Consider the following 25,293-nt stretch of genomic DNA (forward strand, 5'->3'; position numbering starts at 1 on the left):
AAAAAAACCGGACGGTGATGAACCGCCCGGTTTTTTTTTCGACTGCCTTTCTCCTTCGGCGGGGACACGCAACGGCATGCCCCGGAGAAACCCTGAGTCCCGCGTCGTGCCAGCAGGGTCAGTGGTCGCGTTCCCAGGTCTGGGTGCGGCCGATCAGGCTGATGCCGATGAAGCCGCGCACGTTGAGCTTGTTGCCGTCCTCGGCCAGCGACATCTTGCTCTTGTAGACCTTGCCGTTCTCCGGATCCAGGATCTCGCCGCCGCTCCACTCGTTGTCGCCGGTCTTGCGCAGGCCAGAGAGGATGGTCATGCCGATGACGGGCTGGTCCTTGCGTGCGTCGGTGCACTTGTCGCACACGCGCGGCTTGCCATCGCTCTCGACGAAGGTCTTGACCAGGCGTCCGCTGAAGACGCCGTTCTTCTCGGTGATCTCCACCAGCCCGCGCGGCTTGCCGGTGTTGTCGTCGATGGTCTTCCACATGCCGCTGGGCGTGGCCTGCGCCATCGCCGCGGCGCTGCCGAGCAGGGTGGCGGCAAGCACGGCGGCGCGCAGGGTCGAAGCAAGGGGGGAATGGATGCGCATGATGTCTCCTTTGAGGTTCGTAGCCACGCCAATCTACTGGCGCCGGGAGCGCGCCGCAATCCGGCGCGGCGCGGCACTCGCCTTTCCGCCGCCATCGCCTGCTACCCGGAAAACCGCATGCAGCCGCCGTTTGCGGGTTATTGTGATGCAGCAAAAGGTGCCGGCGGGCGGGCGCTGAAGCAATCCTCTAAGCGGACGTACGACGCGCTGCCGGCAGGGCGAGGCGAGTGGTGCGGAGAGTCGTGAGGGTGAGAGCGCGAACACGCGAGGCACGGCGCGCGCGATCCGGATCGCTCGGCAAGCGCGCGGATCGAACACCCATGCCGATGGCTTGATCGAAGCGTCTGCCGAAGTGTTGCCGCGATGCTTCGCGAGCGTCGCGGCTTGGCTCGATCGCAACGCTTTGATGACCTCGCGATGCCTTCGCGCTGTTGCGTCGATGCAAACCGTTGCGTGCACGCATCACTCTTGGACGGTGTGTGCGACGGTGCCGCGCGAAGCGCGAAGCGAGCATGGCCGCGGCGTGCTCGCATGGCGGCGCGTGCGTGCGCTGCCGACTGTGCAAAGCATGCAGGGCGGGTGTCGCGCAGCGCGGCGCGCGCGCGATCAGGAACGCGTCCGCGTGAGTCGACGGCAGCCGCGCGCGCATCTGTGTATCGCCCGCAAAGCCTTTGTCCATGCGGCTTTTCGGAAAACGCGATGACGCGCGCAGCGGCGTTGCGCAGTGGTCAGGCGCGCGTTGCGATGCTGGTCGTCGGGGTTTGTCGCGGTGTGTAAAAGCTGCGATGCGCGGTGTGTGCGATGGGGCGTCGCGCTGTGTGTGCGAGCGTGCGAAACGAACATCCGCACCAGCGTGCGAGCGACGCGTTGCGATGCTATCGGCAACGTCTTCGTGACACCGCGCGTGAGAACTAGTTCGAGCGATACATGCAGGCAAGTTTTTTTGCACTTTTTTCTTAACATCATCGTGCAAACGAATTATGATTCGCCTTGACAAGAGTCTCACTTCATTGCAGAGAAGCAGGAAGCAAGATGGAACGACGAGCGCGATGCGCGCTTCGATGCAGTGACGAAGGTAGTAGCTGAGGAGCACGAGAACTTTGACGCAGACCAGGCCGGACCGGCTTCTTAAAACGCGTGCAGTCTCCCTTGGTCCATTAACGGGTTGGACCCGCTACCACCGAATGAATGCCGCCTGCCGTGCGCGAGGCCAAGCCCGCACCGCAGGCCAGCTGTCCGATATCTCCTCATTTCTGGCCGTGCGCCGGCTCAACGGGCGGTGCGGGCTGATCGAATATTCCAGGGCGCGGCACGTGCCCGAGACCCGCTTGCGGGCTCGCTCCGGCCGCCAAGTCACCGCCAGGGGCGGTGCGCCTGCAACCAAATTCATTAGCGTGCAGCAGTGGTCGGGCCGCACGCCGATGAATCGCTCGCTCGACTGGGGCCGCGCTGCTGTAATGCGCCTCGGGTCGGTCGGGTCGCCAACTTAGGTCATTCGATATTCACTCTCTAGTGAAGGAGTTATCCATGGCAACTGCTGCAAAGAAAAAGCCGGCGGCTAAGAAGGCCGCCAAGCCGGCCGCCAAGAAGGCTGCTGTGAAGAAGGTAGCCGCCAAGAAGGCAGCACCGGCCGCCAAGAAGGCACCGGCCAAGAAGGCCGCTGTGAAGAAGGTCGCCGCCAAGAAGGCACCGGCCAAGAAGGCCGCCGCCAAGAAGGCACCGGCCAAGAAGGCCGCGGTGAAGAAGGTAGCCGCCAAGAAGGTAGCGACCAAGAAGGTTGCAGCCAAGAAGGCCCCGGCCAAGAAGGCCGCAGTGAAGAAGGTAGCCGCCAAGAAGGTCGTGGCCAAGAAGGCTGTCGCCAAGAAGGCTGTCGCCAAGAAGGCTCCGGCCAAGAAGGCTGCAGTGAAGAAGGTTGCTGCCAAGAAGGCTGCACCGGCCAAGAAGGCTGCCGCCAAGAAGCCGGCTGCCAAGAAGGCTGCTGCCAAGAAGCCGGCTGCCAAGAAGCCGGCTGCCAAGAAGGCTGCCGCCAAGCCTGCCGCGGCCCCTGCCGTTGCTCCCGCTTCGGCTGCCAAGACCGCGCTGAACCCGGCTGCTGCCTGGCCGTTCCCGACGGGCAACCGTCCGTAAGCTGCTCCGCCACGGAGTGGACCTTACACGTTCCGCAAGGAACCGCACCGGCACGCAGCGCGTGCCCGCATGACCGGATACTGCGTATCCGGTCCGCAAGACACCAGGTCTTGCCGACCCGCCGATGGCATCCGCCCGGCGGGTTTTTTCATGGGCGCGCGCCCGCGCGCGGAGCGGTCCGCCGCAATGTTACGGAATTGCAAAGCCGAAAAGAAAAAGCGCCGCGACCCTTGCGGGTGCGGCGCGCTTTGCTGCGCTCTGGCGCGGCCCTGCGGGGCCGCGAGGGCTCAGTGCGTGACCCGCGTCACGCCGCCCGAGGACAGCAGCCGCACGCGTTCGCCAGGGCGGAAGGCTTCGTCGGCCTCCTGCGTGATCGCGCGCATCTCGCCGTTGTCCAGGCGCACGGTGATTTCCAGTCCGCGGCGCTGGTTGATCTTGTTCTCGGCCGCGCTGCCGGCAATGCCGCCGAGCACCGCGCCAAGGATCCCGGCCGCCACCGCGCCGTTGCCGCCGCCGATGGTGCTGCCGGCGGCAATGCCGCCGATGGCACCGCCCGCGAGCGTGCCGGCGCCGCTCTGGCCACCCTGGATGGTGACCTCGCGGATGCCTTCGACCACGCCGTAGCGCACGGTCTGTTCGCGCTGCGCCTGGCCGGTGCCATAGACGCTGTTGGAGTTGGATTGCGTAGCGCAGCCGGCAACCAGGGCGGTGACGGCAAGGACGGCAACGGCACCGCCACGTAGCTTGTTGTTCATGTCGTTTCCCGAGAAGAAGCCACGCGCTGGCCGCAGGTCAGGCGTAGCGGTACCCGAATGCAGACTGGAACCGGTTGCCGATTTCCTCGCGCGACAACCAGTGATTCTGCGGACCCTGTTGCGCGATCTTGACCGAACCCATCAGCGATGCCAGGCGGCCAGTCGTTTCCCAGTCTAATCCGTTTTCAATGCCGTAGAGCAGGCCGCCACGGAAGGCGTCGCCACACCCGGTCGGGTCCACGATGCGCTCGGCCGTAACCGCCGGAATCGCGTACTGGCGACCATCGGCAAAGATGCTGGCGCCGCGCTCGCCGTGCGTGACGATGAAGGCACGAACCTTGGCGGCAACCTCGGCGCTGGTCCATGCGGTGCGGGATAGCAGGACCTGCGCCTCGTAGTCATTGACTGTCACGTAACTGGCGAGTTCAACGAACTCGCGCAGGTCTTCCCCGTTGAACAGGGGCATCGCCTGACCCAGGTCAAAGATGAATGGCACGCCGGCTTCGGCGAACTGGCGCGCGTGGTGCAGCATGCCCTCGCGGCTGTCGGGCGCGACGATGCCCAGGCCCGGCGCGCTGGCGCCGCCGAGCGCATCCTTGACGTGGTTCAGCTGCGACTGGCTCATTGCGCCAGGGTGGAAGGCGGTGATCTGGTTGTTGTCCAGGTCGGTGGTGATCATGGCCTGCGCCGTGAAGGTCTCCGGCAGCACGCGGATGTGGCCGGTGGCGATCTCCAGCTTGCGCAGGTAGTCCAGGTAGGGTTCGGCATCGGCGCCGACGGTGGCCATCACCACGGGATCGCCGCCCAGCATCTTCAGCGTGTAGGCGATGTTGCCGGCGCAGCCGCCGAACTCGCGGCGCATGCCGGGCACCAGGAACGAGACGTTCAGCATGTGGATCTGGTCCGGCAGGATGTGTTCACGGAAGCGTCCGTCGAACGTCATGATGGTGTCGTAGGCGACGGAGCCGCAGATCAGGCTGGCCATGCTCTCTCCAGGTGTTGGGGTGATTGGGTGGAACGGAGCCCTTGCGGGCAGTATCGGTCGGGCAGAAAACAAAAAGCGGCCGCCCCGGGATGCGGGCGGCCGCTGCCGTCCGGGAACCCGCGGGTTCCCGGGCGTGCCGCTGATTTACTTCAGCGCGGCCAGGGCGGCGTCGTAGTCCGGCTCGGTCTTGATTTCCGGCACCAGCTGGCTGTACTTGACGGTGTCGTTCTCGTCGAGCACCACCACGGCACGTGCGGTCACGCCGGCCAGCGGGCCGGACTTGATGTCCACGCCGTAGTTGCCCTTGAACTCGGCGCCGCGCATGGTCGACAGCGGCACCACGTTGGCCAGGCCTTCAGCGGTGCAGAAGCGGCCCATGGCGAACGGCAGGTCGGCCGAGATCGTCAGCACCACGGTGTTGGCGAGGCCGCTGGCGGCTTCATTGAACTTGCGCGCGGAGGCCTGGCACACCGGGGTATCCAGGCTCGGCACGATGTTCAGCACCTTGCGCTTGCCGGCGAAGTCGGCCAGCGTGACGTCCTTCAGGTCCTTGCCGACCAGCGAGAAGGCGGGGGCCTTGTCGCCGGCTTGCGGGAACTTGCCTGCGACTTCGATGGCGTTGCCGCCGAGGGTGACGTTGCTCATGTCTACTCCTTGTTGTCTGATGGATTTCCGGTTCGTGTCCGGAGCGGGGGGCGCGGCCTGCCGCCGGACTCGGATTCGGTCCGGCGGCGGGCCAGGGATTCAGGGGTAAAAAATCAGCACGCGATAGTTGGCTGGCGCCTGCTGCGTCCGGAATCGTACCCGAACCGGCAGCTCCATGCCCGCGCGAAGACCCTGCGCGGCAAAGGCCTTTTGCGACGGCTCCAGGTACTCCGCGGGTTGCAGCACGCGGCGCAGCAGCAGCTGGTCCTGCAGGTCGGTCATCACCAGCTCGATCGCGGGCAGGGCGGTGCTGGCGCGGCCCAGGTTGCGCAGCGTGACCGCCAGCAGGTAGGTGTCGCCGTCTTCATCCTGGCGCTGCAGCTGCGAGGTCTCGATGCGCAGCGCATCGATGTCGCGCCACGGCGGCACGTCGCAGCCCAGCGGCGCGCAGGCGGCCTCGAGTGCCGGGCGCAGCATCGGGAACTGGCCGGCCAGCTGGCTGCGCGCCAGGTAGACCACTTGCACGGCCGCGGCGATGGCAAGCACGACGGCGGCCACGCGCCAGGCGGAGCGGGGCACCGTCACGGGCTTGCGGGGCTGCCGTTCGCGTTCGCGCTCACGCGCGTGGCGCAGGAAGTCGGGGGCGAAGACCGGGCCGGCCGGTGCTTCGGTGCGTGCCCAGCGGCGCGTGGTCTGCTCGCGCGCGACGGCGCCGCCGGTGACGCTGGAGGGCTGTCCGGTGTCGGGGGCGTTGCCGTCGTCGCCAACGGTGGGTGAGGCGGGCGCGGCAGGCGAGGCGGCACGGCGGGCCGATGCCTCATCCGGCCATGCGGTCGGCTCGGACCCGGCATCGGCTGACGCCGCGCGCAGGAACTCGCTTGCGCTGGGGATGTTGGCCGCGGGTGTCACCGGCGCGGGCCCGGCGTCAGCATCAGCGGGTTGCGGTGCTGCCGGTGCCGCCGCAGCGGCCGGGGAGGGGGCCGGTGCGGCCGGGGTATCGAGCGCGCCGTGATCGAGTGCCGGCCAGGCGGACGCGGACGCCGCTTGTGCCCGCTGTGCCGGCGCATCCTCGGCGGGTTCCGGTGCCGTGACGGGGGCGGGCTCGGCCGCCTCCGGGTCGGCAGCCTGGCGTTCCGCCTCGCGTGCATCGCGATGGGCGACCGCTTCGTTGGCTTCGCGCAGCGCCTGTTCGATCTCGGCGTCTTCCATGCCAGTGGGTGCCGGCATGGCCATGTCCTCCGGCGACGACATCAGCATCGTCGGCGCATCCAGCGCCGGCACGTCATAGCCGGGGTCGATGGTCGGGGTGAAGGCAGGCTGCGGCGCAGGCGCGGCTTCCGCCGATGCGGGCGGCGCCGGGGGAGCGGGAGGGGCGGCCGGCGAAGCTGCCGCAGACGGCGCCGACGACGCCGACGACGCCGATGATGCAGCGCCGGCCGGCAGCGGAATCTCGATCAGGTGCTCGCGCGCGTCGAACACCGTTTCGCACTGGCCGCAGCGCACCAGCCCCTGGCGCAGGCGCAACTGGTCGGCGACCAGCCGGAAGGCGGTGCGGCAGGCCGGGCAGCGCGTGACTAGCTTGACGGCGGCCATCGGTGTGAATCAGGGTCGGGCGCCGCGGGTGCCATGCAGGCACACCCAGCCTTCCTCGCTGCGCCACACCGTCAGCGGCAGCCAGGGCGCGTAGGCCGCGGCGACTTCATCGGCCTGGCGCTCCAGCACGCCGGACAGCACCAGCCGTCCGCCGGCGCGCACGCGCGCGCTCAGCATGGCGGCCATCAGCTTGAGCGGATTGGACAGGATATTGGCGACCACCAGGTCGTAGCTGGCCTCGGACACCGATTCGGGCAGCGCGAACGAGGCTTCCACGCGGTTGCGCTCGGCGTTGTAGCGCGACGCTTCCACCGCGTTGGGATCGATGTCGATGCCGACGGTATCGCCAGCGCCCAGCTTGCGCGCCACGATGGCCAGGATGCCGGAGCCGCAGCCGTAGTCGAGCACGGTTTCGCCCGGCTTCAGGTTCTGCTCCAGCCACTGCATGCACAGCCGCGTGGTGGGATGGCTGCCGGTGCCGAAGGCCAGGCCGGGGTCCAGCTCCAGCACCACGGCATCGGGCTCGGGTGCGTCGTGCCACGACGGCACCACCCAGATGCGCTCGCCGATGCGGATCGGCTCGAACTGGGATTGCGTCAGCCGCACCCAGTCCTGGTCCTCGACCGCGCGCAGCTGGTAGGCCGGCACCGGGTCGATGCCCAGCTGGTTGGCGGCTGCCGCCACCACCACGGCCGGATCGGCATCGTCGCCGAACAGCGCCACCACGCGCGAGCGGTTCCACGCGAGTTGCTTCGGTTCCAGCCCGGGCTCGCCAAAGAGCGGCTGCTCGTCGGGCGTGTCGGCATCGGCGTCTTCCACCGAGACCGACAGCGCGCCGAGGTCGAACAGGGCATCGGACCAGGCTTCGGCCTGGTCCTGCGCCACTTCGATCACACATTCCTGAAATGCCACGGGCTTCCTTGCTTGCTGCTTGTGTATTGCGGGTAACGTTGCGTCAGGCCTTCGCGCGCTCCGCCAGGCGATGCTCGAGGTAGTGGATGCTGGTGCCGCCTTCAACGAAGTTGGCATCCATCATCAGCTCGCGGTGCAGCGGCACGTTGGTCTGGATCCCGTCCACCACCATTTCCGACAGCGCGATGCGCATGCGGGCAATGGCCTGCTCGCGCGTGGCGCCGTAAGTGATGATCTTGCCGATCATCGAATCGTAGTTGGGCGGGACGAAGTAACCATCATACGCGTGCGAGTCGACCCGCACACCCGGGCCGCCGGGCATGTGCCAGGCGGTGATGCGGCCCGGCGACGGCGTGAACTTGAACGGATCCTCGGCGTTCACGCGGCATTCGATCGCGTGGCCACGGAACTGCACATCCTTCTGGCGCAAGCGCAGCTTCTCGCCGAAGGCGATGCGGATCTGCTCCTGCACGATGTCGATGCCGGTGATCATCTCGGTGACCGGGTGCTCGACCTGCACGCGCGTGTTCATCTCGATGAAGTAGAACTCGTTGTTCTCGTACAGGAACTCGAACGTGCCGGCGCCACGGTAGCCCATCTTCTTGCAGGCCTCGGCGCAGCGGTCGCCGATGCGCTCGATCAGGCGGCGCGGAATGTGCGGTGCGGGAGCTTCCTCGATCACCTTCTGGTGGCGGCGCTGCATCGAGCAGTCGCGCTCGCCCAGCCAGATCGCCTGGCGGTGCTGGTCGGCGAGGATCTGGATTTCCACATGGCGCGGGTTCTCGAGGAACTTCTCCATGTAGACCTCGGGATTGCCGAAGGCGCGGCCGGCTTCTTCACGCGTCATGTTGACGGCGTTGATCAGCGCGGCTTCCGTGTGCACCACGCGCATGCCGCGGCCACCGCCGCCGCCGGCGGCCTTGATGATCACCGGGTAGCCCACGCGGCGCGCGGTGGCCAGGATTTCCTTGGGGTCGTCGGGCAGGGCGCCGTCCGAGCCGGGCACGCACGGCACGCCGGCCTTGATCATGGCTTGCTTGGCCGACACCTTGTCGCCCATCAGGCGGATGCTGTCGGCGGTCGGGCCGATAAAGACGAAGCCGGATTTCTCCACGCGCTCGGCAAAATCGGCGTTCTCGGACAGGAAGCCGTAGCCGGGGTGGATGGCCTGCGCGTCGGTCACTTCGGCGGCCGAGATGATGGCCGGCATGTTCAGGTACGACAGCGGCGACGGGGCCGGGCCGATGCAGACGGCTTCGTCTGCCAGGCGTACGTACTTGGCCTCTTTGTCGGCCTCGGAGTACACCACGACCGTCTTGATGCCCAGTTCGCGGCAGGCGCGCTGGATGCGAAGAGCGATTTCGCCGCGGTTCGCGATCAGAATTTTTTCAAACATGGTCTCTCTCTGCGAGAACAGTAGCGGTCCCGCTGCGCGCCGCAATGGCACGCCGGGCGCACGGCCCGGGGGCTGTTGCCGCCGCGGCCGCCATACTGCGCGGAACTGCATGGAACTGCACGGAACGGGCCGCGAAGCCCACAACGTCCCTGGCGCCAAACAACGCCATGGCTTGCCGCGCGGGCGCTGCTGCGGGGGCCACTTGCGTGGCCGGTGGCAGCGTGCGGCGTGGCATGCCGGTCAGGATCAGCCGATCACGAACAGAGGCTGGCCGTATTCGACGGCCTGGCCGTTCTCGACCAGGATTTCCTTGATGACACCGGCCTTGTCGCACTCGATTTCGTTGAGCAGCTTCATGGCTTCGATGATGCAGACGGTCTGGCCTTCCTTGACCGAGTCGCCGACGTTGACGAACGGCGCGGCGCCCGGCGACGGCGCACGGTAGAACGTGCCCACCATCGGCGAGGTCACCACATGGCCGGCGGGCAGCTGGGCGGCGGGCTCTGCAGCCGGAGCCACGGCACCGGCCGCCGGTGCGGCGGCCGCGGCGGGCGGCAGCGCCTGCATCTGCGGCATGGCCATCGGCGCCGCGACGATTTGCGGCGGTTGCTTGACGATGCGTACCTTGCCGTCGCCTTCGGTGACTTCCAGCTCGGAGATGCCGGATTCGGCCACCAGGTCGATAAGCGTCTTCAGCTTGCGCAGGTCCATCTTTTTATCCTCCTGAATCGGGTTATCCGGCCGCTGCCCGGGACGGGCCGCGGCGGAAGAATCGTGTTGCCGGCCACCGGAAATCCACGCCCGCCGTGCCGAGGCACGCCAACGGGCGCAGGCCGCCGGGCGGCGCGCGCAGGTTGTTGAAAAAATCTTGGGAGTTCAGCTCCCCGAACTCTCGGGTGGCGGCTGCTCCTGGCCCAGCACATAGTCCAGCGCCAGCAGGTAACCCTGCCAGCCAAGCCCGCAGATCACTCCGACCGCCACCTCGGAGAAATAGGAGTGGTGGCGAAAGCTTTCGCGCCGGTGCACGTTGGACAGGTGCACCTCGACGAACGGGATCGCCACGCCGGCCAGGGCATCGCGCAGTGCCACGCTGGTATGCGTGTAGGCAGCCGGGTTGATGATGATGAACTCGACCCCTTCCGCGCGTGCGGCGTGGATGCGGTCGACCAGTGCCCCCTCATGGTTGGACTGGAACGTATCCAGCGAAATGCCGGCTTTTGCCGCGCGTTCGGCCAGGGCCGCGTCGATATCGGCAAGCGTCGTGTGTCCGTAGGTTTCCGGCTCGCGCGTGCCCAGCAGGTTCAGGTTTGGCCCATGCAGGACCAGCACCTTGCGGTAGCGGGCTGAGCGACGGATAGAGCGGGTTGCAGTCACGGCGGCTCGACCAGATCAACGAAATTGCGCGGAGATTACCGTAGCTTAGAGGGATTTGTCTAGCGCGCGATACAAGGCTTGACGACCTTGCGCGGCGCTTTGGCGGCCCTTTAAGCACTTTCTGGCCGTTTTGGCGCCCCGGCGAAACAAATCGCTGAAGAAAAACGAAATTCAGCGAATTTGGCGGAAGAATACGCTCAGGCTCGTGGCAGCACAGCCCGCAGTTCCTCGGCCGTCACCCGTCCCATCTTGCGGTACTTGACCGATCCGTCCGGGTTGATCACCACCGTGTAGGGCAGGCCGCCGGCGCTGTTGCCGAAGTTGCGCGACAGCTCGGTGCCGGCAAAACCGGCCACGGCGAGCGGGTAGGCCACCGGGACCTTGGTGGTGAACTGCTGGATATTGGCGGCTGAATCGATGCCGATGCCGACAAACTCCACCTGGCGATTCTTGTATTCCTCATGCAGCGCGGTCAGCTCCGGCATTTCCTCGACACACGGCCCGCACCAGGGCGCCCAGAAGTTGATCACCACGGTCTTGCCGCGCAGCTTGCCCAGGTCCAGGTCGGCGCCGGCGGCGTCGGGCAGGCGTGTCTGGAAGAAGGTTTCCACCGCCTGGTCGCTGGCGGGCTTGGGCGAGAACACGAAATGGCCGGCCAGTGCGCCGGCGGCGCAGGCGACCACGGCCACGGCGATCCAAAGCCAGAGGCGGGAGCGGCGGGCGGGCGAGGAAACGGTTTCAGTCATGGGGATGGCTTGGACCAGTGAAGTGGGGGGCAGGCATCAGGCCGGGTCGGCATCGCCGGGCGCGTCCATCAGCGCCCGTACCGCCTGCACGTCGGCGCGGGCCGGGCGGCCCGAGGCGTCGGCACGCACGGCGCCGCGTTCGTCGACGGCATCATACAGTGCAATATGAATGCCGACTGGGGCACCCAGTTCCGCGCGCACCTCGCCGGCGAGCAGCCGGGCCTCGCGGCGGTCGGGCCACTGGCCCTTCCACAGGAAGCTGAGGGTCTCGACCTCGCCGCGGCCGCCGAAATGCCGGCTCTCGCTGGTCTCGAAGTCCACGCCGGCGTTGATCAGGTGCAGTGCCGCGTCCTTGGCGCTGTCGCAGAAGCACTGCAGATAGATATCGGAGTGCTCGGTGGCGGTGCCGTTGAGCACGGCGCCGACCAGGTAAGGCCGGAACGGCGCCAGGTCTTCCATGGCCAGCACCGCCAGCCGGCGCAGCAGCGCCAGCACGCGGGGCTGGCTGTCGGCGTGGAACAGCGCCTGGTAGGCGCGCACTTCGGCTTCGACCTGTTCGTTGTCGGGCAGCCATTCGCCGGGCACGCGCTGCTCGCCCAGCACCTGGCGGGCGGCCTTGCGCTTGGCGGTGGCGTAGTCGGCACCGTCCTCGGCGATCATCCGGGCGGCAGCCTGGGCGATTTCCTCGCGCAGGCGGGTGGGGTCGGGGGTGGTGCGTCGGGTCATGCCCCATGATACCGGACGCTCCCGCGCAACCGGTGCGCGCGCTGCCGCAGTGCAGCGAAGGCCGCGGGCGCTCGGGTACAATCGGAGGCTTCCTGCCCGGCCACCGCACCGCAAGACTCGGCCTGAAACAGCCGCCATGCCGCCGCGCCACGCCGGGTGCCGAATCCCCACGCCTGCGGGCTTCAAGTCTTTCCGGGAACCCATGCATATTCATATCCTTGGCATCTGCGGCACCTTCATGGGCGGCCTGGCGGTGCTGGCCAAAGAGGCCGGCCACCGCGTCACCGGCTGCGATGCCAATGTCTACCCGCCGATGAGCACCCAGCTCGAGGCCCAGGGGATCGAGCTGATCGAAGGCTTCGACCCCGCGCAACTGTCGCTGGAGCCGGACCTGTTCGTGATCGGCAACGTGGTCTCGCGCGGCAATGCGCTGATGGAGGCCATCCTCGACCGCAACCTGCCCTATGTGTCGGGTCCGCAATGGCTGGGCGAGCACGTGCTGGCGCGCAAGTGGGTGCTGGCGGTGGCCGGCACGCACGGCAAGACCACCACCACGTCGATGCTGGCCTGGATCCTGGAGGATGCCGGCTACAACCCCGGCTTCCTGGTGGGCGGGGTGCCGCAGAACTTCGGCATCTCGGCGCGCGTGAGCGAATCGGACTTTTTCGTGATCGAGGCCGACGAGTACGACACCGCCTTCTTCGACAAGCGCAGCAAGTTTGTCCACTATCGCCCGCGCACTGCGATCCTGAACAACCTGGAATACGATCACGCCGACATCTTCCCGGATCTGGCGGCGATCGAGACCCAGTTCCACCACCTGGTGCGCACCGTGCCCGGCCAGGGCCGGGTTGTCGTCAACGGCCTGGAGGAAAGCCTGGCACGCGTGCTGGAGCGCGGCTGCTGGAGCGAGGTCGAGCAGTTTGGCGTGGGCGACTGGCGCGAGAGCGATGCTGCCGCCACTGCGGCGCCCGGCAAGGACGCCTTCGACGTCTGGTTTGGCGATACCGTCCAGGGTACCGTGGTGTGGGACTTGCAGGGCACCCATAACCGCATGAATGCGCTGGCCGCGATCGCCGCCGCGCGCCATGTGGGCGTGCCGGCCGCGCAGGCGATCGAATCGCTGTCCCGCTTTGCCAACGTCAAGCGCCGCATGGAAGTGCGCGGCGTGGCGGGCGGCGTGACCGTCTATGACGACTTCGCCCACCATCCGACCGCGATCCAGACCACGCTGGACGGGCTGCGCCGCCGCGTCGGCGATGCCCGCATCCTGGCGGTGCTGGAGCCGCGCTCCAACACCATGAAGCTGGGCGTGATGAAGGCGCAACTGCCGGCCAGCCTGGAGCAGGCCGACCTGGTGTTCGGCTACGGCGCCCCGGCCGGCAAGGACGCGCTGGGCTGGGACCTGGCCGGATCGCTGGCGCCGCTGGGCGACAAGGCCGCCGCCTTCCAGGACCTGGGCACGCTGGTGCAGGCCGTGCGTGCCGCGGCGCAGCCGGGCGACCACGTGCTGGTGATGAGCAACGGCGGCTTCGGCGGCGTGCACCAGAAGCTGCTGGACGCCCTGAGCCAGGGCGCCGCAAGCTGACCGGCGGGAAGGACCACCATGCTGCTGTACCTGCACGGATTCCGCTCCTCGCCCCAGTCGTTCAAGGCCCGGCTGGTGCAGGAGCGCATGCGCGAGTGGGGCGTGGGCCGCTACTACGCCTGCCCCACGCTCAATGTCTCGCCCGAAATGGCCATTGCCCAGGCGCAGGCCGCGATCCGCGCCGCGCAGGCCGGCGGCGACCAGGAGATCGCCATCGTCGGCTCGTCGCTGGGTGGCTTCTATGCCCGCTGGCTGGGCGAGCGCCATGGCTGCAGGACCGTGCTGCTCAATCCGGCCATCCATCCCTGGACCGACCTGGAAGCGTACCTGGGCGAGCAGCCGCTGTGGCACGGCGGCGGCTCGGTCACGGTCGAGCGCCGCCATCTGCAGGAACTGCTGGACCTGCGCGTGGACACCATCACCGATCCCGGACGCTATTACCTGCTCGCCGCCACCGGCGACGAAGTGCTGGACTACCGTGAGATGGTCGCGGCCTGCCCGGGCGCAAACATCCGCGTGATCGAGGGCAGCGACCACGGCATCAGCGAATTTGCCGACTACGTCGACGATGTGCTCGCCTTCTGCGGCTACGGCCCCGGCGGCAAGGTGCCGGCAGGCGCAGGCCCGGCATGAGCGCGCAGTCCGCGCGCCGCTGCAGCTGGAGCCCGCACCTGGCCTTTGATGCGGCCATCACGCCCAACCTGCGGCGCTGGGTGACCGGTGACGACGGCTCGCTGACCGCGCGCCTGGTGGCAGCATCGGAGCGCTTTCGCGTGGCGCGCCTGCTGCAGCGCCCGCAGCGCCCGCTCGCCGATGAATGGCAGGTGCTGGGCCAGCACGACCGCACCCCCGCGCTGACGCGCGAGGTGCTGCTGATCTGCGACGATATTCCCGCCATATTTGCCCATACTGTGGTGCGCCAGCGCCATGCGCGCCGCGACTGGCCGTTCCTGCGCGGGCTGGGCGAGCGCCCGCTGGGCGGCCGGCTGTTTGTCGACCCGGCGGTGGCGCGCGAGCCGTTCCAGTTTGCGCGGCTGCTGCCGCACCATCCGCTGCGCCAGGCCTTGCAGCGAGTGCTGCCGGCCATGGCGCCACTGCCCATGCTGCCGGCGCGGCGCTCGGTGTTCCGGCGCGGCGACGGCGTCATGCTCGTGACAGAAGTGTTCCTGCCGGACCTGCTGTCGCGGCCATCCCCGGGGACCGAGGCGATTCCGCATCCCAGGTATTTGCGGACGACAGACCGAAGCCCCTCTACACACACTACCGAAACCAAGAAAGAGACCACGAGATGAAACTGCAGGGTCGGGTTGCCATCATCACCGGTGCCGCCGCCGGCATCGGGTTTGCCACCGCGCAGCGCTTTGCCGCGGACGGCGCCATCGTCGTCCTGTGCGACGTGCAGGAAGAGCGCGTGCGCGAGGCCGCCGACAAGCTGGCCGCCACCGGCGCCACCGTGTCGGCCTACCGCGTCGACGTGACCCGGCGCGACGAAGTCGATGCCATGGTGGCCGCCGTGCTGGCCGCGCACGAACGCGTCGACATCCTCGTCAATAACGCCGGCATCACCAAGGATGCACGCCTGGCCAAGATGACCGAGGCCCAGTTCGATGCCGTCATCGACGTCAACCTGAAGGGCGTGTTCAACTGCGCGCAGGCCGTGGCCGGCCTGATGAGCGAGCAGGGCAAGGGCGTGATCCTGAACGCTTCCAGCGTGGTCGGCCTGTACGGCAACTTCGGCCAGACCAACTACGCCGCCAGCAAGTTCGGCGTGATCGGCTTCACCAAGACCTGGGCGCGCGAGCTCGGTCCCAAGGGCGTGCGCGTGAACGCGGTGTGCCCGGGCTTCGTCAATACCGAGATCCTGCAGACCGTGCCGGAAAAGGTGCTGGACGGCATGAAATCGTCGTGCTGGCTGCGCCGCCTGGCCGAGCCGGCCGAGATCGCCAGCATCTACGCCTTCCTGGCCAGCGACGACGCCAGCTACGTCAACGGCGTGGCGATCGAGGCCAGCGGCGGCATGTCGCTCTGAACTGCGTGGGTGCACGCACCCCGCCGGGGCGCCGGCCCCCGCAGGCGCCGGAGCGGGGTGCGGTATCATTCCAGGTCTCAGGCCGTATCGATACGGCGTGGCCCGCGGCCAGCGATTTGCACCCCGCGCGCCGCACTCGCTTCCGTTCGCACGCATTTGCGCCCGGTTGCACCATTTCTCCCACAGGACCCGCCCCGGCGCTGCCTCTTGGCGGCCAGACGCGGTTCCGCGCATTTCTGAAAGTACCGATCGATGCAGTTGCTGTTCGAAGAAGGCGGCGAAATCCGCGCCGGCACCGTGCTGAACCAGCAGGGCGAGGCTTACCAGGTAGAGCTGCCAGCCGGCAAGCGCACCAAGGTCAAGTCGCGCGACGTGCTGCTGCAGTTCGCGCAGCCGTCGGCAATCGAGCTGGTGCGCCAGACCGGCGACATGATGGCCGAGATCGACCTGGACTTCCTGTGGGAATGCGCGCCCGAGGCTGAATTCGGCTTCGCCGAGCTGGCCGCCGAATACTACGGCGCCGAGCCCGGCCCGGTGCAGCAGGCGGCGCTGGCGATGGCGCTGCACGGCAACCCGGTGTACTTCCGCCGCAAGGGGCGCGGCCGCTACCAGCGCGCGCCCGAAGACCAGCTCAAGGCGGCGCTGGCCGCGCTCGAGCGCAAGCGCCAGCAGGCGCTGGTGCAGGCCGAGTACGAAGAGCAGCTCAAGGCGCTGACGCTGCCGGAGACGTTCCGCAACAAGGTGCTGCAACTGCTGTTCAAGCCGGACAAGAACAGCCTGGAATACAAGGCCATGGACGCCGCCTGCACCGCGCTGGGAATGACCCCGATGCGGCTGATGGTGGCCGCCGGCGGCGTCGCCAGTGCGCGCGCGCTGCATGAGGCCAAGTTCCTGGCCGAGTGCTTCCCGAAGGGAACGGGCTTTCCGGAAACCGACGTGCCCGAGCCGCCCGCCGACCTGCCGGTGGCCGACGTGGAGGCATTCTCGATCGACGACGTCACCACCACCGAGATCGACGATGCGCTGTCCGTGACCAAGCTGCCCGACGGCAAGCTGCGCATCGGCATCCATATCGCCGCGCCCGCGCTGGGCATCCGCCGCAGCGAACCGCTCGATGCAGTCGCGCGCCAGCGGCTGTCCACGGTCTATTTCCCGGGCGACAAGATCACCATGCTGCCCGACGCCGTGGTGGAGCGCTACACGCTGCAGGAAGGGCGCACGTGCCCGGCGCTGTCGCTGTATGTGACGGTGGACCCGACCGTGTGGCTGATCACCGGCAGCGAGACCCGCGCCGAGATGGTGCCGATCGCCGCCAACCTGCGCCACAACCTGCTCGACGATGTCATCACCGAGGCTGCGCTTGCCGCGGGCACCGGCGACTACCCGTTCCGCGACGCGCTGACGCAGCTGTGGCACTTTGCCGGCTACCTGTACGACGAGCGCCAGAAGGCGCGCCTGGCCAGCGGCCTGCGCCCCGAGACCCACAACCGCGCCGACTTCAATTTCTACCTGGACGACCAGGCCGACGGCAGCCAGCGCGTGCGCATCGAACAGCGCAAGCGCGGCTCGCCGCTGGACAAGATCGTTGCCGAGCTGATGATCCTGGCCAACAGCACCTGGGGCAAGCTGCTGGCCGACAACGGCGTGCCGGGCATCTACCGCACGCAGAAGGCGTGGGGCATGCACCGCACCCGCATGCAGACCTACCCGGCACCGCACGAGGGCCTGGGCGTGGCGCAGTACGCTTGGAGCACCTCGCCGCTGCGCCGCTATGTCGACCTGGTCAACCAGTGGCAGATCCTGGCGGTGGCCCAGCACGGCGTGACCGCCAAGCTGGTGGCGCCGTTCAAGCCCAAGGACGCCGACCTGCTGGCCGCGGTGGCGGACTTCGAAGGCACTTACGCCGCCTACGCCGACCACCAGTCGACCATGGAGCGCTACTGGTGCCTGCGCTGGCTCAAGCAGGAAAAGCGCGAGCGCATGGTGGCCTCGGTGCTCAAGGAAGGCGCGGTGCGCTTTACCGAGATCCCGCTGGTCACGCGCGTGCCCGAACTGGTGCAGGCGCAGCGCGGCACGCAGGTGCTGCTGGAGATCGGCGAGACCGACGAGATCACGCTGGAAGTGTCGTGCCGGGTGCTGGAGATCTTCGCCGGTGAAGGCGAAGTGCCCGAGGAAGAGCTGGAAAGCGACGAGGAAGCCGCAGAGCTGTCCGCCGAAGCCGCTGCCGATGCAGCCGCCGAGGAAGCGGCCGAGCAGGCCGCCGGGGTCTCGGACGAAGCCCCGGCCGAAGCGGGCGACGACGATGCCGGCGCGGCGTCGGGCGAGCGCGACACCGGCACCCCGGCCGCCGGCTGAAGCCTTCGGAAATCGGCGGCGCTCACTTACAATGCCTGTCTGATCCGGGGCCCGCCGCCCCGGTCTTGCCAGGCCGCCGGCCCGGACCGGTTCGGGCCGCCGCCCGCCCTTCAGCCACCCTCCATCCATCGTGAACGCCACACTCGCCGCTCCCCGCCACTGGTGGCATGCCAGGTGGCACAACAGCAGTACGCTGGCCAAGGCGCTGGCCATTTCCGTGGCCGTGCACGTGCTGCTGCTGATGGTGCGGGTGGCTGCGCCCGAGGTGTTCGAGATCAAGCGCAGCGATGCCGCGCTGGACGTGGTGCTGGTCAATGCCAAGTCGGCGCAGAAGCCGCGCAACCCGACCGCGCTGGCGCAAGCCAACCTGGACGGCGGCGGTGACCATGACCTGCAGCGCGCCACCACGCCGCTGCCCGCGCAGACCCAGACGCAGGAAGGCGACCTGGTGCGCCAGGTGCAGCGCCGCGTCGAGCAGCTGGAACAGGAGCAGCAACGCCTGCTGACCCAGTCGCGCGAGGCCGCGCCGCCGGTGCGCAACCAGCCGCTCAAGCCCGGCGAGAAGCGCCAGGACACCCCGCAGCGCGGCCAGGACGAGCGCACCTCGACCGACGAGATGGCCAGGCTGGAGGCCGAGATCGGCCGCAACCTGGACCACTACGCCAAGCGGCCCAAGCGCTTCCAGCTGACCGCCACCAGCGCCCAGGCGGTCGACTACGCGCAGTACTACGACCGCCTGCGCCACAAGATCGAGGCGCGCGGCACCACTGACTTCCCGCAACGCAACGGCAAGCCGCTGTACGGCCAGCTGATCCTGGTGATCAACGTCAACCGGCTCGGCAAGCTCGGCTACAACCGCGACGGCTACAACGTCGATGCCATCGACGTGGTCAAGAGCTCGGGCGATCCCGCGCTGGACCGCCAGGCCGTGGCGATCGTGCGCGCGGCCGCGCCGTTCGGCCCCTTTACTGCCGAGATGGCGTCGCGCCAGGACATCCTCGAAGTCATTTCCACTTTCAAGTTTTCGCGCAACGGGCTGGAAACCCGCTTGCAGGCACGCTGATGACATCCACTGATTCTTCCCAAGCCACTTCCGACCGCTATGTGGTGATCGGCAACCCGGTTGCGCACAGCCGTTCGCCGGCGATCCACGCGGCCTTTGCGCGCCAGACCGGCGAGGCCGTGCAATACGACCGTCTGGAGGCGCCGCTGGACGGGTTTGCCGATGCCGTGCGCCAGTTCTTTGCCGAGGGCGGCTACGGCTGCAATGTCACAGTGCCGTTCAAGCTCGAAGCCTATGACCTGGCCGACCGCCTGACCGAGCGCGCCGAGGCCGCCGGCGCGGTCAACACGCTGTGGATCGAAGAGGGCATGATCCATGGCGACAACACCGACGGCATCGGCCTGGTGCGCGATATCCAGGACAACCTCGACACCCTGATCGAAGGCAAGCGCGTGCTGCTGCTGGGCGCCGGCGGCGCCGCCATGGGCGCGATGCTGCCGCTGATCGAATGCCGGCCGTCGCGCATCGTGGTGGCCAACCGCACCGCCTCGCGCGCGAGCGACATGCTGGAAGAGTTTGTCGAAGCCGCCGACCAGTACGGCGTGGAGCTGTGGGGCGGCGGTCTTGACGCGCTCGACGGGCTGTCCGAGGACGAAGCCGTGGACGTGGTCATCAATGCTTCGTCCAGCAGCCTGCATGGCGAAGTGCCGCCGGTGCCCGAGCTCCTGCTGGGCGAAGGCGTGCTGGCCTACGACATGATGTACGGCGCCGAGCCCACGGTGTTCCTGCAGTTCGCCGCGCGCTGTGGCGCGCGCCCCAGCGACGGCCTTGGCATGCTGGTCGAACAGGCGGCTGAAGCGTTCTACATCTGGCGCGGCGTGCGCCCCCGCACCGCCCCCGTGCTGGCCGAGCTGCGCGCCGCGCTGCAGGCCGAACGCAAGGGCTGACCGGGGCGCCGCCAGCCGTGGCCAACCGCAACCGCGCAGCCAGCGCCAGCCGCGGCGCAGCCCCCGCACGCACGGTGTTCAACCCGGTCCGCTGGCTCGGCTACCTGCTGGGCTGCGTGGCGGCGGGCGTGGTGGCGATGCAGCTGTACTTCTTCGTGCAGATCGCAAGCTGGCAATACATCAATCCTTCGACGACCACGTTCATGCGCGCCGAGCGCTGGCGCCTGTGCGGCATCAACCTCTGGAACTGCGGCATCGACCGGCAATGGGTACCGTACGACCGCATCTCGCGCAACCTCAAGCGCGCGGTGATCGCCAGCGAGGACGCCGACTTCGTCAACCATCCGGGCTATGAGCTGGATGCCATGCTCGATGCCTGGGAGCGCAACAAGAAGCGCGGGCGCATCGTGCGCGGCGGTTCCACCATCACGCAGCAGCTGGCCAAGAACCTGTTCCTGTCGTCCGAGCAGCAATACCTGCGCAAGGGCCAGGAACTGGCCATCACGTGGATGCTCGAGTTCTGGCTGGACAAGCAGCGCATCTACGAGATCTACCTGAATTCGGTGGAGTGGGGCGAGGGCGTGTTCGGCGCGCAGGCCGCGGCACAGCACTACTTCCGCACCAGCGCCGACAAGCTCAGCGTGGGCCAGTCCGCGCGCCTGGCCGCGGCGCTGCCGGCACCCAAGTGCTTCGACAAGAAGGAATACTGCGCCAACGTGCGCGTGAATTTCCGCGCCAAGGCAAGCACCATCGCGCGGCGGATGGGGGCAGCCACGCTGCCCGACTGAGCCCCGCGGGGCTCAGCTCAGCCAGCCCTTCCTGCGGAAATACACCAGCGGGATCGCCGCCGACACCGCCATCAGCGCAATCGCCCACGGATAGCCCGCGCCCCAGTCCAGCTCCGGCATGAACTTGAAGTTCATGCCGTAGATGCTGGCGATCAGCGTGGGCGGCATCAGCGCCACCGACACCACCGAGAACAGTTTGATGATCTTGTTCTGGTTGATGTTGATGAAACCGACGGTCGCGTCCATCAGGAAGTTGATCTTGTCGAACAGGAACGCGGTGTGGTTCTCGATCGAGTCGATGTCGCGCAGGATCTGGCGGGCCTCGTCCTGCTGCTCGGCCGACAGCAGCTGGCTGCGCATCAGGAAGGACACCGCGCGGCGCGTGTCCATCACGTTGCGGCGGATGCGCCCGTTCAAGTCTTCCTCGCGGGCGATGGTTTCCAGCACGTCGGCCGCGGCGGCATCGGTCACGTTCTCGGCCAGCACGCGGCGGCTCGCTTCTTCGAGCCGCTCGTAGATTTCCTCGATCGAGTCGGCGGAATACTCGGCGTCGGTCGCGTACAGGTCCATCAGCACGTCCTTGGCATTGCGCACCGAGCCCGGGCGCATGCGTGCGCGCAGCCGCACCAGCCGGAACACCGGCAGGTCTTCGTCGTGGATGGAGAACAGTACGTCGCGCGTCAGCACGAAAGCCACGCGCACGTTGCGCGACAAGGCCTCTTCCTCGTCCAGCAGGAAGTCGGTGCGGATATGGATATTCTCGTCCTCGCCCTCGAAATATCGCGCGGACGCTTCCAGGTCGCCCAGGTCTTCCAGTTCGGGAAGGGCGACGCCATAGGCTTCCTTGATCCAGTTCAGTTCCTCGTCGTCGGGATTGACGACATCGATCCAGATCGGCTTGTGCTGCAGCAGCTCATTGCGCTCGTCGACCTGCTCCTGGGCAAGCCGGCCTTTCTGCAGGACGAACAGGTTGATCATCCCCGGGATTCCTTATTGCTGATTGCGACGAAAAACAAAGACAAGCGCGAAGACAAGCGCAGGCGGCTCGCCGCATTCCCAGGTAGTCCGTCATGCCCTGCATGGCCTGGCGAGACGCCGGAAGGCGCCCTGCCAGGGCCGGGCCACGGGCAAGCGTGATCGCGCTGTACCGCGGCTGCCGGACGCAACGGACTCGGCGGGCGGTACAAGGCGATGGCGTTTGCCTGGGTTGGCTGGCTAGCCGGGAGAGGGAAAATCCGCACGCGGTGCGGCGCGCATGGATGGCGCCGCCGGTGGCACGGAAAGACACTCGCCCGCAGTGTTCTGCTGCGGGCGAGGCCGACGAGGCGCGGAGCCGGGTGCTCCGGGCGGGTCGTCGTTACGCAGCCCGCAGTGACATGGCATTCGCAGAGGTCGCAGCGCTGCTGCGGCAACTCGAACACCCGATGCTACTGCCCACGTAATTTCTCCGGGATTGTGATGGCCGCGAGTGTAGCCCAACGTAGGGTGGCTTGTTAAGTGAAATCTCCGCGCACGCGGCCCGCTGTTGCCCGCTCACGACCGGGGGCGCGCCCACCTGGCGATCAGCCCAGCGCGCCCTGCAGCCGGCGCCACAGCAGCGGCGCCAGCATCACCGAGGACAGCGCCAGGAACATCAGCACGATCGCCGCGTAGTCCTGCCAGTGCGGCTGCTCGCCCAGCATCCACATGCCCGAGAACACGCCGACTACCGGAATGAACATGATCGACAGGCTCGACACCACCGGCGGCAGGCTGCGCGCCAGCCCGAACCAGACCAGGTGGCAGAAGGCGAAGACCACCACCGCGTTGTAGGCGATGGCGCCCCATTCGACGGCGGTGGGCATGCGCCAGCCGTCTTCCAGCAGCAGCGAGCCGACCGCCAGGAAGGGCAGGGTCACGGCCAGCATCCAGAACGTCATGGCGCCGATGGGCACGTCGGTCGGGGTGCGTTTTATCAATTGGGTGCCGAAGCCCCAGCCGGCCGCGGCCAGCAGCATCAGCAGCGTGCCGGCCGGGCTGCCGGTCAGCGCGGCGAGCTCGCCGGAAAGCAGCAGCACCGTTCCGGCCAGCGCGCAGCCGATGCCCAGCCAGGCCCAGGCGCCGATGCGCTCGCGGAAGAACACCAGGCCCCAGACCACTGCCCAGATCGGCATGGTGTAGCCCAGGATGGCGGCCCGGCCCGAGGACAGCATCTTGACCGCGCAGATCGCAAACAGGTGCCAGACCACCATGTTGGGAATGGCCAGGCGGACCACCGTGCCCCATTCGCGCCGCGGCACGGCCAGCGAATCGCCGCGCAGCCGCAACGCCAGCCCCAGCGCCACCAGCCCGCCCGCCATGCACAGCAGGCGGAAGCCCATCGCCGGAAAGTGCGCTACGCCAACCTTCATGATGGGCCAGTTGATGCCCCAGGCAAGGGTGAGCACGACAAGCAGGAAGATACCGCGGCGATCGAGAGACATGACGGGACGCGGCTGTGCGTCATGCCGCGCTTTGTTTTGAGAGGAAGCGCAAAACCATAGCACGCAGCGGGTAAAATTGCCGGAAGCGACATATGCTGCAGGGATGAAAGGTTTTCACGCCGCTGCGGCCAACCGCGCCGGCCGGGCCAATGGGGCGCCGGCGCCACCAGGATATTCCGAGTACCCATGACTTTCACCGAGCAGCTTGCTGCCGCCTGGCAGCGCAACGATTCCCTCCTGTGCGTCGGGCTCGATCCTGACCCGCAGAAGCTGCCGCTGTCCCTGACCGGGGCGGGCGGCGCCATCTTTTCGTTCTGCCGCGAGATCGTTGACGCCACCGCCGACCTGGTCTGCGCCTTCAAGCCGCAGATTGCGTACTTCCACTCGCAGCGCGCGGAAGACCAGCTCGAGCAGCTGATCCACTATATCCACGACGCCCACCCCGGCATCCCGGTGATCCTGGACGCCAAGCGCGGCGACATCGGCTCGACCGCCGAGCACTACGCGCTGGAGGCCTTCGAGCGCTACCACGCCGACGCGGTCACGGTCAGCCCGTACATGGGCTTCGATTCGATGCAGCCGTACCTGGCCTATCCCGACCGCGGCGTGATCGTGCTGTGCCGCACCTCCAACCCGGGCGGCTCGGACGTGCAGTTCCTGCAGGTCGACGGCAAGCCGCTGTACCAGCTGGTGGCCGAGGCCGCGCGCGAGCGCTGGAACACCACCGGCCAGATGGGCCTGGTGGTCGGCGCGACCTTCCCCAACGAGATCGCGCGGGTGCGCCAGATCGTCGGCGACATGCCACTGCTGATCCCGGGCATCGGCGCCCAGGGTGGCGACATCGAGGCCACGGTCAAGGCGGGGCGCACCGCGGACGGCACCGGCATGATGATCAACTCGTCGCGCGCCATCCTCTACGCCAGCCGCGAGAAGGATTTTGCGGCGGCGGCGCGCAATGTCGCGCTGCAGACGCGGGAGACCATCAATCGCTATCGCCACGGCTGAAACCGGGCGTAGACAATAAAAAACCGCGCCGGAGACGGCGCGGTTTTTTATTGGGCGCAGATTGCCGGGCGCCGGCCTCAGGCCTCGTTCCGGATCAGCTCCAGCAGCCCCCGCATGGCATGCTCGGCCGCCTGCCGGCGGATCTGGCCGCGGTCGCCGCGAAAGCGCTGAGTCTCGGTATTGGTGGTAATGCGGTTGCTCCAGCCGAAGCAGACCATGCCCACCGGCTTTTCCGGGGTGCCGCCGTTGGGCCCGGCCACGCCGGTGATCGATAGCGCCACCTGGGCGCGGCTGTTGAGCAGCGCGCCTTCGGCCATGGCGCGCGCCACTTCCTCGCTGACCGCGCCGTGGTCGCGGATCAGCTTGGCCGGCACGCCCAGCATGGTGGACTTGGCCTCATTGGAATAGGTGACGAAGCCGCGCTCGAACCAGCCGGACGAGCCGGATACGTCGGTAATGGCGGCAGCCACCAGCCCGCCGGTGCAGGATTCGGCAGTGGCCAGCATCAGGGATTTGTCGGCAAGGGCGACGCCGGCCTGGATGGCGAGCTGGTCGAGCAGGCGGCTGACAGACATGGTGGATACAGGTAGTTTTGAGGGGAATCAGCTTGCAATGGCTGGCGATGCGGGGCTCAGAACGAGCGCCACAGCGCAAACACCAGCAGCGTGTAGAAGGCCGCGAAGATGTCGTCGAACATCACGCCAAAGCCGCCGCGCAGGCCCGGACCCTTGAGCGTGCGGTCATAGTGGCCGATCGGCGCCGGCTTGGCGATGTCGAACAGCCGGAACCACAGGAAGGCGGCGAACTGCCCCCAGAAGCCGGTCGGCATGACAAAGGCCAGCACCAGCCAGAAGGCGACGATCTCGTCCCAGACCATGCTGCCATGGTCGTGCACGCCCATGTCGCGCGCGGTGCGCGCGCACGCCCACAGGCCGACCAGGAAGCCGCCGGCGATGATCCACAGCCAGGTGGTGGGCTCGATCCACAGCGAAATCACTACGAACGACAGCCAGGCGTAGAGCGTGCCGACCGTGCCCGGCGCAACGGGCGACAGGCCCGAGCCGAAGCCGAAGGCGATCAGGTGGGCCGGATGGGACAGCATGAAGCGCGCGCTCGGGCGCGTGACCTTGACGGTCTGGCCGGCTTCCAGGGTCAGGGCGGGGTCGCGCGGCGCGGCCCCGGGAGGCAAGGTGGACATCAAAATTGGCTCGTGTGATGCAGATACTGCTTATGGTTATGGCCGGCTTGCGCTGCCATGCTTGCGGGACTCCCGT

General features: G+C 67.8%; 25 protein-coding genes. 10 read left to right on the forward strand and 15 right to left on the reverse strand.

Translation table 11 applies throughout. The features are described from left to right. Window positions 1–118: 118 nt before the first annotated feature. Window positions 119–583, reverse strand: coding sequence for a DUF2147 domain-containing protein (locus tag AC3WLE_RS03900; RefSeq protein ID WP_492351220.1), 465 nt, complete (start codon window positions 581–583; stop codon window positions 119–121). A gap of 1,527 nt (window positions 584–2,110) precedes the next feature. Here AC3WLE_RS03900 and AC3WLE_RS03905 point away from each other — a divergent pair. Further along, window positions 2,111–2,710 (forward strand): histone H1-like DNA-binding protein, encoded by a 600-nt coding sequence (locus AC3WLE_RS03905; protein WP_492356092.1) that lies wholly within the window; start codon window positions 2,111–2,113, stop codon window positions 2,708–2,710. Window positions 2,711–2,997: 287 nt separating this feature from the next. Here the strand turns inward: AC3WLE_RS03905 and AC3WLE_RS03910 are convergent, their stop codons facing one another. From AC3WLE_RS03910 to AC3WLE_RS03955, 10 genes are all read right to left on the reverse strand, one after another. Beyond that, window positions 2,998–3,465 (reverse strand): outer membrane lipoprotein, encoded by a 468-nt coding sequence (locus AC3WLE_RS03910; RefSeq protein ID WP_010813178.1) that lies wholly within the window; start codon window positions 3,463–3,465, stop codon window positions 2,998–3,000. A 37-nt stretch (window positions 3,466–3,502) separates the two neighbouring features. Beyond that, window positions 3,503–4,450, reverse strand: a complete 948-nt coding sequence (locus AC3WLE_RS03915; RefSeq protein WP_492356091.1) for a carbohydrate kinase family protein — start codon at window positions 4,448–4,450, stop codon at window positions 3,503–3,505. A gap of 144 nt (window positions 4,451–4,594) precedes the next feature. Continuing rightward, a complete protein-coding gene (gene tpx, locus AC3WLE_RS03920) occupies window positions 4,595–5,095 on the reverse strand; it encodes a thiol peroxidase (protein ID WP_010813180.1) in 501 nt (166 codons plus the stop codon). Between the two features lie 99 nt (window positions 5,096–5,194). Then, the gene (locus AC3WLE_RS03925) at window positions 5,195–6,688 is read right to left on the reverse strand and encodes a DUF3426 domain-containing protein (RefSeq protein WP_492356090.1); all 1,494 of its coding nucleotides are present in this window, start codon (window positions 6,686–6,688) and stop codon (window positions 5,195–5,197) included. 9 nt (window positions 6,689–6,697) lie between these two features. Next, the gene (gene prmA, locus AC3WLE_RS03930) at window positions 6,698–7,600 is read right to left on the reverse strand and encodes a 50S ribosomal protein L11 methyltransferase (RefSeq protein ID WP_492320303.1); all 903 of its coding nucleotides are present in this window, start codon (window positions 7,598–7,600) and stop codon (window positions 6,698–6,700) included. A 43-nt stretch (window positions 7,601–7,643) separates the two neighbouring features. Then, a complete protein-coding gene (gene accC, locus AC3WLE_RS03935) occupies window positions 7,644–8,996 on the reverse strand; it encodes an acetyl-CoA carboxylase biotin carboxylase subunit (protein ID WP_010813183.1) in 1,353 nt (450 codons plus the stop codon). A 246-nt stretch (window positions 8,997–9,242) separates the two neighbouring features. Beyond that, window positions 9,243–9,707 carry an acetyl-CoA carboxylase biotin carboxyl carrier protein gene (accB, locus tag AC3WLE_RS03940; protein WP_492320302.1) on the reverse strand — a complete coding sequence of 155 codons (465 nt, stop codon included), beginning with the start codon at window positions 9,705–9,707 and terminating at the stop codon, window positions 9,243–9,245. A 165-nt stretch (window positions 9,708–9,872) separates the two neighbouring features. After that, the gene (aroQ, locus tag AC3WLE_RS03945; RefSeq protein ID WP_492320301.1) at window positions 9,873–10,370 is read right to left on the reverse strand and encodes a type II 3-dehydroquinate dehydratase; all 498 of its coding nucleotides are present in this window, start codon (window positions 10,368–10,370) and stop codon (window positions 9,873–9,875) included. Between the two features lie 197 nt (window positions 10,371–10,567). After that, the gene (locus AC3WLE_RS03950; RefSeq protein WP_492320300.1) at window positions 10,568–11,116 is read right to left on the reverse strand and encodes a TlpA family protein disulfide reductase; all 549 of its coding nucleotides are present in this window, start codon (window positions 11,114–11,116) and stop codon (window positions 10,568–10,570) included. Window positions 11,117–11,152: 36 nt separating this feature from the next. After that, window positions 11,153–11,842, reverse strand: coding sequence for a UDP-N-acetylmuramate--alanine ligase (locus AC3WLE_RS03955; protein ID WP_492320299.1), 690 nt, complete (start codon window positions 11,840–11,842; stop codon window positions 11,153–11,155). A 202-nt stretch (window positions 11,843–12,044) separates the two neighbouring features. Here AC3WLE_RS03955 and mpl point away from each other — a divergent pair, with 202 nt between their 5' ends. The 8 genes from mpl to mtgA all read left to right on the forward strand — a co-directional run bounded on the left by mpl (window position 12,045) and on the right by mtgA (window position 20,552). Continuing rightward, the gene (gene mpl / locus AC3WLE_RS03960; protein ID WP_492351217.1) at window positions 12,045–13,430 is read left to right on the forward strand and encodes a UDP-N-acetylmuramate:L-alanyl-gamma-D-glutamyl-meso-diaminopimelate ligase; all 1,386 of its coding nucleotides are present in this window, start codon (window positions 12,045–12,047) and stop codon (window positions 13,428–13,430) included. An 18-nt stretch (window positions 13,431–13,448) separates the two neighbouring features. Then, the gene (locus AC3WLE_RS03965; protein ID WP_492320297.1) at window positions 13,449–14,063 is read left to right on the forward strand and encodes a YqiA/YcfP family alpha/beta fold hydrolase; all 615 of its coding nucleotides are present in this window, start codon (window positions 13,449–13,451) and stop codon (window positions 14,061–14,063) included. Further along, window positions 14,060–14,722 (forward strand): chorismate--pyruvate lyase family protein, encoded by a 663-nt coding sequence (locus AC3WLE_RS03970; protein WP_010813190.1) that lies wholly within the window; start codon window positions 14,060–14,062, stop codon window positions 14,720–14,722. The genes AC3WLE_RS03965 and AC3WLE_RS03970 overlap by 4 nt, the downstream gene beginning before the upstream one ends. Continuing rightward, window positions 14,719–15,459 carry a 3-oxoacyl-ACP reductase FabG gene (fabG, locus tag AC3WLE_RS03975; protein WP_492320296.1) on the forward strand — a complete coding sequence of 247 codons (741 nt, stop codon included), beginning with the start codon at window positions 14,719–14,721 and terminating at the stop codon, window positions 15,457–15,459. The genes AC3WLE_RS03970 and fabG overlap by 4 nt, the downstream gene beginning before the upstream one ends. 252 nt (window positions 15,460–15,711) lie before the next feature. Beyond that, entirely contained in the window at window positions 15,712–17,814 is a 2,103-nt protein-coding gene (locus AC3WLE_RS03980) for a ribonuclease catalytic domain-containing protein (RefSeq protein ID WP_492356089.1), read from the forward strand. A 130-nt stretch (window positions 17,815–17,944) separates the two neighbouring features. Beyond that, the gene (locus AC3WLE_RS03985) at window positions 17,945–18,877 is read left to right on the forward strand and encodes an energy transducer TonB family protein (protein WP_492356088.1); all 933 of its coding nucleotides are present in this window, start codon (window positions 17,945–17,947) and stop codon (window positions 18,875–18,877) included. Continuing rightward, a complete protein-coding gene (gene aroE / locus AC3WLE_RS03990) occupies window positions 18,877–19,764 on the forward strand; it encodes a shikimate dehydrogenase (RefSeq protein ID WP_492356087.1) in 888 nt (295 codons plus the stop codon). The genes AC3WLE_RS03985 and aroE overlap by 1 nt, the downstream gene beginning before the upstream one ends. 137 nt (window positions 19,765–19,901) lie before the next feature. After that, window positions 19,902–20,552: a monofunctional biosynthetic peptidoglycan transglycosylase gene (gene mtgA / locus AC3WLE_RS03995; RefSeq protein WP_492320377.1), complete on the forward strand. Its 651-nt coding sequence runs from the start codon at window positions 19,902–19,904 to the stop codon at window positions 20,550–20,552. Window positions 20,553–20,564: 12 nt separating this feature from the next. On the opposite strand, the gene corA is transcribed toward mtgA, so the two are convergent. Together corA and AC3WLE_RS04005 are read right to left on the reverse strand one after the other, a co-directional pair. Further along, window positions 20,565–21,530 carry a magnesium/cobalt transporter CorA gene (corA, locus tag AC3WLE_RS04000; RefSeq protein ID WP_010813196.1) on the reverse strand — a complete coding sequence of 322 codons (966 nt, stop codon included), beginning with the start codon at window positions 21,528–21,530 and terminating at the stop codon, window positions 20,565–20,567. Between the two features lie 584 nt (window positions 21,531–22,114). Beyond that, window positions 22,115–23,014 (reverse strand): DMT family transporter, encoded by a 900-nt coding sequence (locus AC3WLE_RS04005; RefSeq protein WP_492320292.1) that lies wholly within the window; start codon window positions 23,012–23,014, stop codon window positions 22,115–22,117. Window positions 23,015–23,200: 186 nt separating this feature from the next. On the opposite strand from AC3WLE_RS04005, the gene pyrF reads away from it, so the two are divergent. Continuing rightward, the gene (pyrF, locus tag AC3WLE_RS04010) at window positions 23,201–24,019 is read left to right on the forward strand and encodes an orotidine-5'-phosphate decarboxylase (RefSeq protein ID WP_010813198.1); all 819 of its coding nucleotides are present in this window, start codon (window positions 23,201–23,203) and stop codon (window positions 24,017–24,019) included. A 77-nt stretch (window positions 24,020–24,096) separates the two neighbouring features. Here pyrF and AC3WLE_RS04015 read toward each other — a convergent pair whose 3' ends face one another. Then, window positions 24,097–24,594 (reverse strand): CinA family protein, encoded by a 498-nt coding sequence (locus AC3WLE_RS04015; protein WP_492320291.1) that lies wholly within the window; start codon window positions 24,592–24,594, stop codon window positions 24,097–24,099. Between the two features lie 56 nt (window positions 24,595–24,650). Next, a complete protein-coding gene (locus AC3WLE_RS04020; protein WP_492320290.1) occupies window positions 24,651–25,217 on the reverse strand; it encodes a phosphatidylglycerophosphatase A family protein in 567 nt (188 codons plus the stop codon). Between the last annotated feature and the right edge of the window lie 76 nt (window positions 25,218–25,293).

Source organism: Cupriavidus sp. FW306-1B-F12B (assembly GCF_058781795.1).